Consider the following 12,701-nt stretch of genomic DNA (forward strand, 5'->3'; position numbering starts at 1 on the left):
CCCACCGTCCAGCGGCGTCACATCCCCAGCCACTGCGGCAGCGCGAGGGAAATGAACGGCAGGTAGGTGACCATGATCAGGAACACCAACAGAATCATCAGCCACGGCATCGCCGCGCGAATAGTCTGCCCCAGGGTCAGCCCCGTCACCGCCGAGGTCACGAACAGGTTCAGCCCCACCGGTGGATGCACCAGACCAATTTCCATGTTCACCACCATCACGATGCCCAGGTGAATCGGATCAATGCCCAGCTTCATTGCAATCGGAAAAAAGATCGGCGCCAGGATCAGCACAATGGCCGAAGGCTCCATAAAGCTGCCGGCAATCAGCAACACCACGTTGACCATGATCAAAAAGCCAATCGGCGTCAGCCCTTCGGAGATCACCCAGGCCGTGATTTCCTGCGGGATCTGCTCGGTGGTCAGCACGTGGGCAAACAGCATGGCGTTGGCGATGATGAACATCAGCATGATCGACAAGCGCCCCGACTCCAGCAGCACCTTGGGGCAGTCGCGCAGCTTCATGTCCTTGTAGACGAACAGCGCGACAAACGCCGAATACACCGCCGCCACCGCCGCCGCTTCGGTCGGGGTGAACATGCCGCTGTAAATACCGCCGAGGATAATCACCAGCAGCAACAGGCCCCAGAACGCCCGGCGTGCGCAACTCAGCCACTCACGGAACGTCGCCCGGGGTTGCGCCGGCAGTTTCTTGATGCGGGCGACGATGTAGATCGCAATCATCAACATCAGGCCCAGCAGCAAGCCCGGAATCACCCCGGCCATAAACAACTTGCCCACCGAGGTTTCGGTCGCCGCCGAATACACCACCATCACGATCGACGGCGGGATCAGGATGCCCAAGGTGCCGGCGTTGCAGATGATGCCCGCACCAAACTCCTTGGGGTAACCGGAACGCACCATGCCCGCTACGGCAATCGAACCCACTGCTGCCACCGTGGCCGGTGACGAGCCGGACAGCGCCGCAAACAGCATGCACGCCAGTACCGCCGCAATCGCCAGGCCACCACGGATATGCCCGACACAGGCGTTGGCAAAGTCGATCAGCCGCTGGGCCACGCCGCCGGTGGTCATGAAGGCACCGGACAACAGGAAAAACGGAATCGCCAGGAAGGTATAGGCGTCGCTGGTTTCAAACAGCTTGATCGCCAGGGAACTCACTGAGTCCTGGCTGAACATCAGGATCGACACCGCACCGGACAGCCCCAGGGCAATCGCAATCGGCACGCCCAGGAACATGAACACGAACAACAGCAGAAACAGACAGAGCACGGCCATCAGTGACGCTCCTCATGGCTGCCGGCCAACTTGCTGGCCTCACCGGCCTCGTCGGCCAACCCCAACCCGACCTGGCGGTGGGTAAAGATGCGGTAGAAAATTTCCAGGTAGCGGATCAAGACCAAGGCAAAGCCAATGGGCACGATCACCACGATGTCGCCGACATCGATGCCGAACTGGTCGAGGTCTTCGGCGCCGATATGCGCGGTCATCACCGCACTCACCCACTTGTAGCTGGCCACCATGAACAGCCCGGCATAGGCCAGGCAGCACAGGCAGGCGAGCATGCCGAGCAAGCGCTGCACCGGGCGCCGGGTGAGCCGCACCAGCGCGTCCACGCCGAGGTGTCCAGCGGTGCGCACGCCGTAGGAAATGCCGAAGAAAATCAACCAGCCGAACATGGCCTTGGTCAGCGCCACGCTCCAGGTCATCTCTTGGGCCCAGGCCATGGTGCCGTCGCCCAGGGCATTGAAGAAGGCGCTGCTCCAGGCCCATTTGTCGGCCAGGGCAAAGAACAGGGTGTAGACGTTGTTGAGCATGACGTAGACGAATGTCACCAGGGTCATGGCGGCCAGCAGGAAAGCGATAAAGCCTTCCTCCAGGTGCTCCCAGACGCGCCTTAGCGTTTGCATGGCAAAACCTCGCGAAAAAGAGATGGGTTATGCAAGGCTCAGGGTGAAAACCGGTTCGAAATGTGGGAGCGGGCTTGCTCGCGAATACAGTCTGTCAGTTGATAACACTGGTGACTGACCCACCGCTTTCGCGAGCAAGCCCGCTCCCACATTGGATCTCGGTATGCCCTGGGATTACTGGTTGGACTGGTCCGCCGCCTTGATCAGGTCAGCCCCAATCTCGCCTTCGAACTTCTGCCACACCGGGCGCATGGCTTCGCGCCACAATGCACGTTGCTCGGGGGTCAGTTCGATGATTTCGCTGGTCTTGGCGTCGACGATCTTCTGCTTGGCCGACTGGTTCAGCGCTTCGGCCTGCTTGTTCACCTCCACGGTGACCTCGGCCATGATCTGTTCCAGGGTGCTGCGCACATCCGGCGCCAAGCCATTCCAGAACTTCGCGTTGGTGATCACCATGTAGTCGATCAGGCCATGGTTGGACTCGGTGAAGTACTTTTGCACTTCGTTGACCTTCTGGCTTTCATAGTTCGACCAGGTGTTCTCGGTGCCATTCACGGTGCCGGTCTGCAGGCCCTGGTAAACCTCGGCAAAGCTCATCTTGCGCGGGTTGGCGCGGATCGCCTTGAACTGTTCTTCGAGCACACTGGAGGCCTGCACGCGGAACTTCAGGCCACGGGCGTCCTTGGGTTCATGCAGGGCCTTGTTGGCAGAGAGTTGTTTGAGGCCGTTGTGCCAATAGGCCAGGCCAAGGATGTTTTTATCCTGCATCGAGGTCAGCAGTTGCTTGCCCTGAGCGGCCTGGAAACGGTCGACGGCGGCCAGGTCGTTGAACAGGAACGGCAAGTCGTAGATCTGCACTTGCTTGGTGTAATGCTCGAACTTGGCCAGGGACGGCGCGAGCATTTGCACGTCGCCCAGCAATAACGCTTCCATTTCCTTGCCATCGCCAAACAGCGACGAGTTCGGGTACACCTCAACCTTGACCTTGCCGGGCAGGCGCTCTTCAGCAAGTTTTTTGAACAGCAGCGCGCCCTGGCCTTTAGGGGTGTTTTCGGCCACCACGTGGGCGAACTTGATCACAATCGGGTCTGCCGCCTGGGCCAGGCCTGCGGTAAACAAGGTGGCGGCGCACAGCAGCGCCCGGGAAAGCTTGAGCATGGGAATCACCTTCTTATTGTTGTGTTTAAGGCAAGGTGCCTGATGTAACGCGTGTCGTGAATTTCGAATTTTAGATACCTGCGTTCGGCCTGGCCGAACGCAGGCCTGACTTCAGGGTGGGAGCAGGCAAGCCAGCTCCCACACTTTGTTCCCGGTTTTGTCAGTTACAGTTGCGTGGCCAGCAGCCGTTGCGCGCGCAGCAACACCGGCGCATCCACCATCTGCCCATCTATCTGATAAGCCCCTGCCCCATGAGCGCCCGCCTCCACCACCCGTCTGGCCCACGCCAGCTCTTCGGCGCTCGGCGCCAGTGCGGCATGGATCACCGCCACTTGCTTGGGGTGAATGCACAACGCCCCGGCAAAGCCCATTTCATAAGCGTGCCGGATCGAGCGGTGCAGGCCTTCGGGGTCGTCGATGGCCGGGTGCACGCCGTCCAGCGGCGCCGCCAGGCCAGCGGCGCGCGAGTGCACGATCAGCGCCAGGCGCGCCTGGTCGAGGGCCAATTCGGCGGCACGGGAGTGACTGCACAGGTTCAGGTCCAGCGCCAGGTCCAAGCCACCGAATGACAGGCGCTCCACCTGGGGCGCCTGGGCAATCTGCGCCAGTGCCAGCAAACCCCGTGCGCTTTCGATAATCGGCCAGATAGCCTTGCCGGTCGCCGCCACCACCGCCACCTGGGCCGCGCTTTCGACCTTGGGCAGCAACACCCCGGCCACATTTGCATGGGCCTTGCAGAAGGCCACGTCCTCAAAATGCTCGGCATGTTGCGGCGCGTTGATGCGCACCCACACCTGAGCCTCGGGATGGGCGCACAGGAATGCCCTCAGATTATCCCGGGCCTGAGGTTTGAGCGGTTCTTCCACCGCGTCTTCAAAATCCACAATCACTGCGTCGGCGCCGCTGGCCAGGGCCTTGGCAAACCGCTCCGGGCGGCTGCCCGGCACAAACAGCGCAGAACGTACTAAAGGCTTTGGCATCACTTGATTCCTGATTAGATAACGCCGCGCTCGCGCAGGTGGTTAATGGCCTCAATGGAGTACCCCAACTGATCGAGGATGCCTTGGCTGTGTTGCCCCAGCGCTGGAACGCCGTCCATGCGCGGGGTAAACGCGGCGTTACGGGCCGGTGGCAGCAGCGACGGCAACGGCCCCGCCGGGCTGTCGACGTCGCGCCAGCTGTCGCGGGCCTTGAGTTGCGGGTGGTCCCACACGCCTTGCATGTCGTTGACCCGCGCGCTGGCAATTTGCGCGTCTTCCAGGCGCTGGATCACCGCCTCGACGTTCAGTTGGGCAAAGCGCTCCACGATGATCTGGCGCAGCACCTCGCGGTTGGCCGAGCGCTTGAAATTGGCGCTGAAGCGCTCGTCCGTCGCCAATGCCGGGGTGAGCAGTACTTTGTCGCAGAACGCCGCCCATTCGCGCTCGTTCTGCAAGCCGAGCATCACCGTGCCGCCGCCCCCGGTGGGAAACGGCCCGTAGGGGTAAATCGTCGAATGCGCGGCACCCGCACGCGGTGGCGGCGCCGCGCCGTCGAAGGCGTAGTACATCGGGTAGCCCATCCACTCCACCAGGCTTTCGAGCATGCTCACATCGATGCGGCTGCCCTGGCCGGTTTTGCCGCGTAGCAGCAGTGCCGACAGAATGCCGCTGTAGGCGTACATCCCGGCGGAGATATCCGCGATGGAGCAACCAGCCTTGGCCATCTGTTCTTCTTCTGGGCCTCCGGTCACCGAGAGAAAGCCGCCCTCGCTCTGGATCAGCAGGTCGTAGGCTTTCTTTTTCTCGTAGGGCCCGCCTTCGCCGTAGCCGGAAATATCGCAGACGATCAGCCGTGGAAAGCGCGCGTGCAGCGCCTCGAACGATAAGCCCATGCGCGCCGCAGCGCCGGGGGCAAGGTTCTGCACCAGCACATCAGCATCGGCCAGCAGCGCATCCAGAATGGCGCCCGCCTCGTCCTGCTTGAGGTCCAGGGTCAGGCTTTCCTTGGAGCGGTTGGTCCAGACGAAATGCGACGCCAGGCCGCGCACCCGCTCGTCATAACCACGGGCGAAATCGCCAGTGCCGGGGCGTTCGACCTTGATGACCCGGGCACCGAGATCGGCCAGTTGGCGCGTACAGAATGGCGCGGCAATCGCGTGTTCCAGGCTGACGACGGTGATGCCGTCCAGCGGTCGTTGTTCAGTCATGACAAATCCCTCAAAGCCAATGGGCCATGGACGCGGTAGTGCGCAGGTTCCACACCTGCTCGATCAGGTGGTTGGCCTGGGCCGGGGTGCGGGCGCCGCTGAAGCGGGCCAGGCGCTGGAACTTGTCCGCCAGCTCGGCACGGTTCAAGGTGTTGCCCGGGTCGCCCTTGGGTTCATCAATGGCACCGTGCAACGTGCGGCCATCGGTGGTGGTGACGGTGACGCGGCCCAGCCAGCGTTGCGGGTAGGCGCTGTCGACCTGGGGGTCCAGGGTCATGCAAACCTTGTCGCGAAACGCCGCGACCGCAGGATCGGTCAACGCCAGCTCATGGAATTCAGGCAACCCGGCTTTGCCATGCATAGCGATCAGCCCAAGCACGGTGCCCATGGAGAATTTTGCCTGATGCACGGTGGCCGGCACCGTCACTCGGCCGAGTACGTCAATGGCGCCTTGGTGCACATGGGTTTGCACCTGGGAAATCTGCGCAGCACTCAGGCCTTCACGCTGCATCACGTCCAGCAGCGCATCGGCAGCAGGATGGGTGTGGCGACAGGAGGCGTGGAACTTGAACGAGGTTTCCACCAGCGCCCAACGGCTGCCCAAGCCAGCGCACAGTTTGCCTGGTTCGGCGTCACTGGACATACCTGCCGCCAAACCTTGGTCACCTTCAAGGATATTGCGCGCGCCGGTCAGCCCATCGGCCGTAAGGTAAGCCGCGAGCAAGCCGTCCGCCGCCGCCTTGGCCGTGTGCAGTTGCTTGGAGTCGGCGGCATCGCGCAGAAACTCCCACAGCCCGGCAGCCTGGGTGCCGGCGCTGCCGAGCAGGTTGATGAATTGTTCTTCGTTGAAATCGAGCAACTTGCCCACCGCGACCGCCGCCGCCAGGGTGCCGACCGTGGCCGTGGTGTGGAAGATGCGGTAGTGGGAACGGCCCATGAACTCACCGATGCGAATCCCCGCCTCATAGCCGGCCACCGAGGCCAGCAACAGTTCACGGCCAGACTTGCCGAGGTCCTGGGCAGCCGCCAACGCGGCGGGAAACACCACGGTGGCCGGGTGCAGCACGGAACTGTTGTGCAGGTCATCCTGCTCCACCAGGTGTGAGGAGGCAGCGTTGACCAGTGCGGCGAAATACGCGCTGGTGCCGGTGCCGTTGACGATCACCTGGGCCGGGCCGCTGCTCGGGCCCATCTTCTGCGCGTAGCGTTCAAACAGGGGAATCGGATGCGCGCCTTGGCTGGCCAAGGCGGACGCGAGCCAATCCAGGTACAGCTCTTCGGTACGCGCCAGCACGTGTTCGGGCAACTGAGGGTAAGTCAGCTCGGCCAGGAACCGGCACAGGGCTTGGGTAGGGCTCATGCTCAGGCCCTCAAAAGCTACGTGGCAGTTCGAGCAAATGCTCGGCCACGTAGGACAGGATCAGGTTGGTGGAGATCGGCGCTACCTGATACAGGCGGGTCTCGCGGAATTTGCGCTCCACGTCGTACTCGCAGGCAAAGCCGAAGCCGCCGTGGGTTTGCAGGCAGGCGTTGGCCGCTTCCCAGGACGCCTTGGCCGCCAGATACTTGGCCATGTTGGCACTGGCCCCGGCGTTCTTGCCGCTGTCGTACTCTTCACAAGCGCGCCAGCGCATCAGGTCGGCCGCTTCGATCTCGATATGCGCCTCGGCAATCGGGAACTGCACGCCCTGGTTCTGCCCGATGGGCCGGCCAAACACCACACGGTCGCGGGCATAGGCGCTGGCCTTTTCGATAAACCAGCGGCCGTCACCGATGCACTCGGCGGCGATCAAGGTGCGCTCGGCATTCAGGCCATCGAGGATGTATTTGAAACCCTTGCCCTCCTCGCCAATCAGGCTGTCCAGGGGCAGCTCCAGGTTGTCGAAGAACAGCTCGTTGGTCTCATGGTTGACCATATTGGCGATGGGCTGCACGGTGAGGCCGTTGCCGATGGCCTGGCGCAGGTCCACCAGGAAGATCGACATGCCTTCGGACTTTTTCTTTACTTCGGCCAAAGGCGTGGTGCGAGCCAACAGAATCATCAGGTCGGAATGCTGTACCCGTGAGATCCAGACTTTCTGGCCGTTGATCACGTACTTGTCGTCGCGCTTGATCGCCGTGGTCTTGATCTTGGTGGTGTCGGTGCCGGTAGTGGGTTCGGTGACGGCCATCGACTGCAAGCGCGATTCACCGCTGGCCAGCTTGGGCAGGTAGTAGCGCTTTTGCGCCTCGCTGCCATGACGCAGCAGGGTGAACATGTTGTACATCTGGCCGTGCACGGTGCCCGAATTTCCGCCGCAGCGGTTGACCTCCTCAAGGATCACCGAGGCTTCGGCCAGGCCCAGGCCGGAACCGCCGTATTCCTCGGGGATCATTGCCGACAGCCAGCCGGCGTCGGTCAGGGCCTTGACGAAGGCTTCGGGGAAGCCTTTTTCTTCATCGATCTTGCGCCAGTAAGCGGCATCGAACTCGGCGCACAAGGCGCGCACGCCGTCGCGGATGGCATTGAGTTCTTCGTTGTCATGGGCATTCATTAACGGCTCTCCGCCTGTTGTTATCGGGTTATTCGAAATGCACCTGGGCGGTCTGCGCCAAGCCTTCAGGGTTGCCAGCCCAGAGTTCTGCGACGCCGGTTGCGGTGATGCGCCCGCCGACCTCAAAAGGCTGTGGCGCTATCAGTGGGCGCACACCGCGATAGGCAAAACGGCGCAGGGTCGCCTCAGGGTGCGCCCGGCAGAACGCACGCAGGTTCAAGGTGGCGATCAGCGGGCCATGTACCACCAGGCCGGCATAGCCTTCGGTGCAGGTGACATAGGGGTAGTCGTAATGGATGCGGTGGCCGTTGAACGTGACGGCGCTGTAGCGGAACAACAGGGTCGGCGTCGGCTCGACGGCCTCTGTCCATTCGCCCCGGGCCAGCGCGTCGCCGCTGCCAGGCTTGGGTGGCGTGGGCTCGCGGTAGACGATGTCCTGCTCCTCGCGGATGGCCAGGCGTCCTTCCTGGGAGTAGTCATGGCGCACGGTGACAAATAACAGTGAACCAGTGCGTCCGGTCTTTTCTTCGACCTGGGTGATGGTCGATACGCGCGTAGCCGCCTCGCCAGCCCGCAGCGGGTGCAGAAATTCAACACGCCCACCGGCCCACATGCGATTGCGGTTATCGGCCGGCGGCAGGAACCCGCCGCGTGCGGGGTGGCCATCGCTGCCCAAGGCCGATTCCGGCAACGGGTCCTGGAAAAAACACCATTGCCACAACGCAGGCATAGCGTCGCCGTCGGCAGGCACCTCTTCACCTAATGTCGCGGCGATGCGCTTGAGCAGGTTATGGCTCAAATGGTCGTAGGCGGTCTCACATCGGCCGATCCAATCAGTAGCGCTCATCGGGTGCAGGTCCTCAGGCAGTGGGTGTCTGCCGTGGATCATGCAAGGGCCAGCCCGTTCTGAGAATTTGCATTTCAATAAACCAGCGTTCGGTTATGCTGAACGCTTACAGCCACACCGCGATCCAATGTGGGAGCTGGCTTGCTGTGGCGAGCAAGCTTGCTTGCGCTGGGGTGCGTAGCGCCCCCAAAAAAGCCGGCTCCAGCTGCGCTGTCGAGCGGGAGCAAGCTCCCTCGCCACAGCAAGCCAGCTCCCACAGGAAACCTGTTGTCCGGGAGTTTTGCATGCACTTCGATCTCGCCGACCTGCGCCTGTTTATCCATATCGCCGAATCGCCCAGCCTCACCCAGGGTGCCAAGCGCGCCTTCCTGTCGCCGGCCGCCGCCAGTGCGCGGATCAAGGCCCTGGAAGGCCAGCTCGACACGCGCCTGTTGTACCGCGACAGCCGGGGCGTGGAAATCACTCCGGCAGGTGAGCGGCTGTTGCACCATGCGCGGTTGATCATGCGCCAGGTGGATTACCTCAAAAGCGAGTTCACCCAATACGGCGTGGATTCGGCCGGGCATATCCGTATCTTCGCCAACACCACGGCGGTCACCGAGTTTTTGCCGGAGGTCCTGGCAGGCTTTCTGTCGCAGCGACCGGGCGTCACCGTCGACCTGCAGGAACGCCTGTCACGGGACATCGTGCGCGGGGTGCTCGATGGCACCAGTGACATGGGTATCATCGCCGGCCCCGTGGAAGCCTCCGGCCTGCAGGTGTTGCATTTCAGCACCGATGAACTGGTGCTGATGGTGCCCGTCGGGCATCCCTTGGCCGACCTGCCTTCGGTGACCCTTGAACAGACCCTGGCGTATCAGCATATCGGCCTGCATGAAGGCAGCACGCTGTTGAGCTTCCTGCGTGAACACGTCGAGCGCCTGGGCAAGCAATTGTCGCTGCGTATCCAGGTCTCGAGCTTCGAGGCGATCTGCCGGATGGTCGAGGCCGGCGTGGGCATTGGCATCATTCCAGAGTCCGCCGCCCTGCGTCACAGCCGCACCATGCAGCTGGTGACGGTGAAACTGGACGAGCCCTGGGCGATTCGCGAGCGCAGCATCCTGGTACGCGAGCTGGAAGCGCTGCCGGGGACCATTCGCGCGCTGATCGCCACGTTGATGCCGTGATCGTGTAGGAGCGAGCTTGCTCGCGAAAAACGTCAACGATAACGCGTGTTTTCTGGATAAACGCGGCGCCTGCGAGTTTTTCGCGAGCAAGAACTAGGCGTCCCCCTCGCTCCTACAGTTTGCCGTTAACAGTCTTTGACAGTTTCCCGACAAAGCACTCAAAGATTCTCAGCCCCCGCCGCCCTAGCATTCCAGCATCCAAATCATCACTCGGGTGCTCTTGATGTTTCGCAGACTGCGCGGTATTCCGCTATTGGGTTGCCTGTTGAGCAGTATCGGTTGCCACTCGCAACCGCCTGCCCCGCCGCCGATTCAAAAAGGCGATTACGGTGCAATCATCCGCTACCTGCAAACCCGCATTCCCCGGGAGATGGCTCGGGACAATGTGGCGGGATTGTCGATTGCCCTGGTCAATGGCCAGGAGCTGATCTGGGCCCGCGGCTTTGGCCTGGCTGACAAAGACCTGGGGGTGCCGGTCACGCCCAATACCGCGTTTCGCGCCGGTGGCATCTCCAAGCTGCTGACCGCCACGGCGGCGCTGCAACTGGTGGAGCAGCAACACCTGGCGCTGGATGCGCCGATCCAGCAGACCCTGCGTGAGTTCTACGTACGCTCCCGCTTTCACAGCGACCAGGCCGAGGCGGATCGAGCGATCACCTTGCGGCGCTTGCTCAGCCATCAATCCGGCTTGCCCAGCGAGCACCTGCGCGACCTGCGCAGCACCTATGCCATGGGGCAAATGCCGATGCGTGTGTCGGGTGTGTGGCTGAGCAGCCTGCCGGGCTCCCAGGTGGCGTATTCCAACCTTGGCTATGCCTTGGTCGGTGCCGCCATCGAACGCAGCAGCGGCAAAAGCTTCGAAGCCCAGTTGCAAAGCAGCCTGCTCACACCCTTGCGAATGAACCAGTCCAGTTTCTTGGGCACCGGTGCGCAAATGAGCTATCGCGCCCACGGCTACGAGGACGGCAAGGCCAGCACCGACGCCCAGGTGCGTGACCTCGCCGCCGGTGGCCTGTGGACCAGCCCCAAAGACCTCAGCCGCTACGTGCGCATGCTGTTTGCCAACGGCACCTACAAGGGCAGCCAGATCCTCGGCAGCGCTTCTATCGACGCCATGTTTACCCAGCAAAACACCGGCAACGCCCTGGATTTCGACTGCCAGATGGGCTTGGGCTGGTTCTTGGCGCCCTGTGGTGACGAGCCCATCGGCCCCGGCGTGCGCACCTACCAGCACAGCGGTGGCGGCGACGACTTCGTGGCCCAGTTGACCCTGCTGCCGGATCAGCAACTGGCCGTGATCATCATGGCCAACGACAGCAACGCCGAAGACATGGTGGTGTCGCTGACCACCGACAGCCTGCGCCTGATGCTCCAGGCTCAGACAGGCCATCCCGTGTGCGCCGATGACTGCCAGGCACCGAGCCATGGCCTCAAACTGCGCCATGTACCGGCGGCGGTGGATCGCAAGCGCCTGGCCGGCTTCTACGCGACCGCCTGGGGCGTGTTCCGCATCAGAGATGAGCATGTGCGCTTGACCGGTGAACTGGCCGGCTACGACTTTGAGCTGTTGCGTGATGAGCAAGGCTGGCTGCGGGCGCAGAAAAAGATACTGGGGTTCTGGCGCCAGGACCTGGGCGAGTTGGGCCGCGTACAGCTGGATGTGGTCACGGTACAAGGCCGCCAAATGCTCACAGCCCGCAGCCACGGCCAACGCATTGCCATCGGCGAACGCATCGAGCCGCCGCCCTTGTCCGCCGCCTGGGCCAACACGGTCGGCACCTACCAGGTGCTCAGCAGCCATGAACCCGACGCGCCATTGAGTGGCATCAGCGTGCGCCAGGAGGACGGTTTCCTGGTGATTCGCGGCCAATTGCACGGCGAGCCGCTGACCGACTACATCCTGCTGCCCATCGACAACGCCCATGCGGTGCTGGCCGGCAACGGCTACGGCCTGGGCGATACCGTCAGCCGCCAGGTCAACGGCCTGAGTGCTTCGGGCTATTCGTTCAAACGCACCCATTCATCCCACACCCCCTTGAATCTTTAACCAGGAAAACACCCTGATGCACTCAAAAAGCCTGTGCCTGTCATTGACCTCACTGTGCCTGCTCGCCACCGCCAACACCGCGCTGGCCGAAGACTGGCAGTACAGCCTCAAGGCCGGCGCAACAAACGTGCCCCGCTACAGCGGCAGCGACGAACGCACCACCGCCCCTATACTGGGTGGCCAAATCATCAGCCCTTGGGGGATCTTCCTCGACACCGACCGGGGCCTGGGCTGGGGCTACGACGGGGGCGCCTTTAAGTTCAGTACCTATGTCGGCGCCAGCGGCTCACGCAAGGATAAAAATCAAAGCCTGCATGCCGGCTCCGACCGCCTCAAAGGCATGGGCGAGATCAAGTCCCGCCCGCAACTGGGGGTAAGTGCTGCCTACACCCTGGGCGCGGTGATCATCGGCGCCACCCTGGAACATGCACTCAAGGAAGACGACCGCAAAAAAGACACGGGCCAGGCCTACACCCACCTGGCGTTGAGCCTGGGCACCCAGCTGTATGAAGGCCGCTACGGCTCGGTCGATGCCAGCCTCAACAGCCACTTCGGTGACCGTAACTACCTGCAGACCTGGTACGGCGTGACCACCGACCAGGCCGCCCGTAGCCGCTTCAAGGCCTACAAGGCTGGCGCAGGCAATATCAGCAATGGCATGAGCCTGACGTGGAGCCTGCCAATCAGCGAACACACCAAATTCTCGACCTTGCTGGATGTGCAATACCTGGCAGATGAAGCAGGCAAGAGCCCGATTGTGGAGCAGCGGCTGCAGGCGTCGGTGTCGGGGGAGCTGCAGTACACCTTCTGATCTAATTAGCTGCCCTCTGT

11 protein-coding genes are annotated in these 12,701 nt (G+C 62.5%); 3 read left to right on the forward strand and 8 right to left on the reverse strand.

What is annotated here, in order from left to right:
• Nucleotides 1-17 precede the first annotated feature (17 nt).
• The 8 genes from dctM to ODQ19_RS18910 all read right to left on the reverse strand — a co-directional run bounded on the left by dctM (nucleotide 18) and on the right by ODQ19_RS18910 (nucleotide 8,657).
• Nucleotides 18-1,298 carry a C4-dicarboxylate TRAP transporter large permease protein DctM gene (gene dctM, locus ODQ19_RS18875; protein WP_057012696.1) on the reverse strand — a complete coding sequence of 427 codons (1,281 nt, stop codon included), beginning with the start codon at nucleotides 1,296-1,298 and terminating at the stop codon, nucleotides 18-20.
• Complete coding sequence (locus ODQ19_RS18880; protein WP_019820154.1) at nucleotides 1,298-1,930, reverse strand: TRAP transporter small permease; 633 nt, start codon at nucleotides 1,928-1,930, stop codon at nucleotides 1,298-1,300. The genes dctM and ODQ19_RS18880 overlap by 1 nt, the downstream gene beginning before the upstream one ends.
• 174 nt (nucleotides 1,931-2,104) lie before the next feature.
• On the reverse strand, nucleotides 2,105-3,088 hold the full coding sequence (locus ODQ19_RS18885; protein ID WP_330210905.1) for a TRAP transporter substrate-binding protein: 984 nt from the start codon (nucleotides 3,086-3,088) through the stop codon (nucleotides 2,105-2,107).
• 164 nt (nucleotides 3,089-3,252) lie between these two features.
• A complete protein-coding gene (locus ODQ19_RS18890) occupies nucleotides 3,253-4,068 on the reverse strand; it encodes an HpcH/HpaI aldolase/citrate lyase family protein (RefSeq protein WP_330210906.1) in 816 nt (271 codons plus the stop codon).
• 14 nt (nucleotides 4,069-4,082) lie between these two features.
• The gene (locus ODQ19_RS18895) at nucleotides 4,083-5,276 is read right to left on the reverse strand and encodes a CaiB/BaiF CoA transferase family protein (RefSeq protein WP_330210907.1); all 1,194 of its coding nucleotides are present in this window, start codon (nucleotides 5,274-5,276) and stop codon (nucleotides 4,083-4,085) included.
• Nucleotides 5,277-5,286: 10 nt separating this feature from the next.
• Nucleotides 5,287-6,636 carry an MmgE/PrpD family protein gene (locus ODQ19_RS18900; protein WP_330210908.1) on the reverse strand — a complete coding sequence of 450 codons (1,350 nt, stop codon included), beginning with the start codon at nucleotides 6,634-6,636 and terminating at the stop codon, nucleotides 5,287-5,289.
• Nucleotides 6,637-6,646: 10 nt separating this feature from the next.
• The gene (locus ODQ19_RS18905) at nucleotides 6,647-7,810 is read right to left on the reverse strand and encodes an acyl-CoA dehydrogenase family protein (RefSeq protein WP_330210909.1); all 1,164 of its coding nucleotides are present in this window, start codon (nucleotides 7,808-7,810) and stop codon (nucleotides 6,647-6,649) included.
• Between the two features lie 28 nt (nucleotides 7,811-7,838).
• Entirely contained in the window at nucleotides 7,839-8,657 is an 819-nt protein-coding gene (locus ODQ19_RS18910) for an FAS1-like dehydratase domain-containing protein (RefSeq protein WP_330210910.1), read from the reverse strand.
• 284 nt (nucleotides 8,658-8,941) lie between these two features.
• Between ODQ19_RS18910 and ODQ19_RS18915 the strand changes: the two genes are divergently transcribed.
• The 3 genes from ODQ19_RS18915 to ODQ19_RS18925 all read left to right on the forward strand — a co-directional run bounded on the left by ODQ19_RS18915 (nucleotide 8,942) and on the right by ODQ19_RS18925 (nucleotide 12,681).
• Nucleotides 8,942-9,823 carry a LysR family transcriptional regulator gene (locus ODQ19_RS18915; RefSeq protein ID WP_003191032.1) on the forward strand — a complete coding sequence of 294 codons (882 nt, stop codon included), beginning with the start codon at nucleotides 8,942-8,944 and terminating at the stop codon, nucleotides 9,821-9,823.
• Between the two features lie 223 nt (nucleotides 9,824-10,046).
• The gene (locus ODQ19_RS18920) at nucleotides 10,047-11,870 is read left to right on the forward strand and encodes a serine hydrolase domain-containing protein (RefSeq protein WP_330210911.1); all 1,824 of its coding nucleotides are present in this window, start codon (nucleotides 10,047-10,049) and stop codon (nucleotides 11,868-11,870) included.
• 16 nt (nucleotides 11,871-11,886) lie between these two features.
• Nucleotides 11,887-12,681: a MipA/OmpV family protein gene (locus ODQ19_RS18925; protein ID WP_330210912.1), complete on the forward strand. Its 795-nt coding sequence runs from the start codon at nucleotides 11,887-11,889 to the stop codon at nucleotides 12,679-12,681.
• The last annotated feature ends 20 nt before the right edge of the window (nucleotides 12,682-12,701 follow it).

Source organism: Pseudomonas sp. AM4(2022) (assembly GCF_036346515.1).
In the GTDB taxonomy this organism is placed as follows: Bacteria; Pseudomonadota; Gammaproteobacteria; order Pseudomonadales; family Pseudomonadaceae; genus Aquipseudomonas; species Aquipseudomonas paracarnis.

Bases quoted from the DNA above. Each gene is read 5' to 3' on its own strand.
- dctM (WP_057012696.1), bottom strand. From the start codon at position 1,298: ATGGCCGTGCTCTGTCTGTTTCTGCTGTTGTTCGTGTTCATGTTCCTG.
- ODQ19_RS18880 (WP_019820154.1), bottom strand. From the start codon at position 1,930: ATGCAAACGCTAAGGCGCGTCTGGGAGCACCTGGAGGAAGGCTTTATC.
- ODQ19_RS18885 (WP_330210905.1), bottom strand. From the start codon at position 3,088: ATGCTCAAGCTTTCCCGGGCGCTGCTGTGCGCCGCCACCTTGTTTACC.
- ODQ19_RS18890 (WP_330210906.1), bottom strand. From the start codon at position 4,068: ATGCCAAAGCCTTTAGTACGTTCTGCGCTGTTTGTGCCGGGCAGCCGC.
- ODQ19_RS18895 (WP_330210907.1), bottom strand. From the start codon at position 5,276: ATGACTGAACAACGACCGCTGGACGGCATCACCGTCGTCAGCCTGGAA.
- ODQ19_RS18900 (WP_330210908.1), bottom strand. From the start codon at position 6,636: ATGAGCCCTACCCAAGCCCTGTGCCGGTTCCTGGCCGAGCTGACTTAC.
- ODQ19_RS18905 (WP_330210909.1), bottom strand. From the start codon at position 7,810: ATGAATGCCCATGACAACGAAGAACTCAATGCCATCCGCGACGGCGTG.
- ODQ19_RS18910 (WP_330210910.1), bottom strand. From the start codon at position 8,657: ATGAGCGCTACTGATTGGATCGGCCGATGTGAGACCGCCTACGACCAT.
- ODQ19_RS18915 (WP_003191032.1), top strand. From the start codon at position 8,942: ATGCACTTCGATCTCGCCGACCTGCGCCTGTTTATCCATATCGCCGAA.
- ODQ19_RS18920 (WP_330210911.1), top strand. From the start codon at position 10,047: ATGTTTCGCAGACTGCGCGGTATTCCGCTATTGGGTTGCCTGTTGAGC.
- ODQ19_RS18925 (WP_330210912.1), top strand. From the start codon at position 11,887: ATGCACTCAAAAAGCCTGTGCCTGTCATTGACCTCACTGTGCCTGCTC.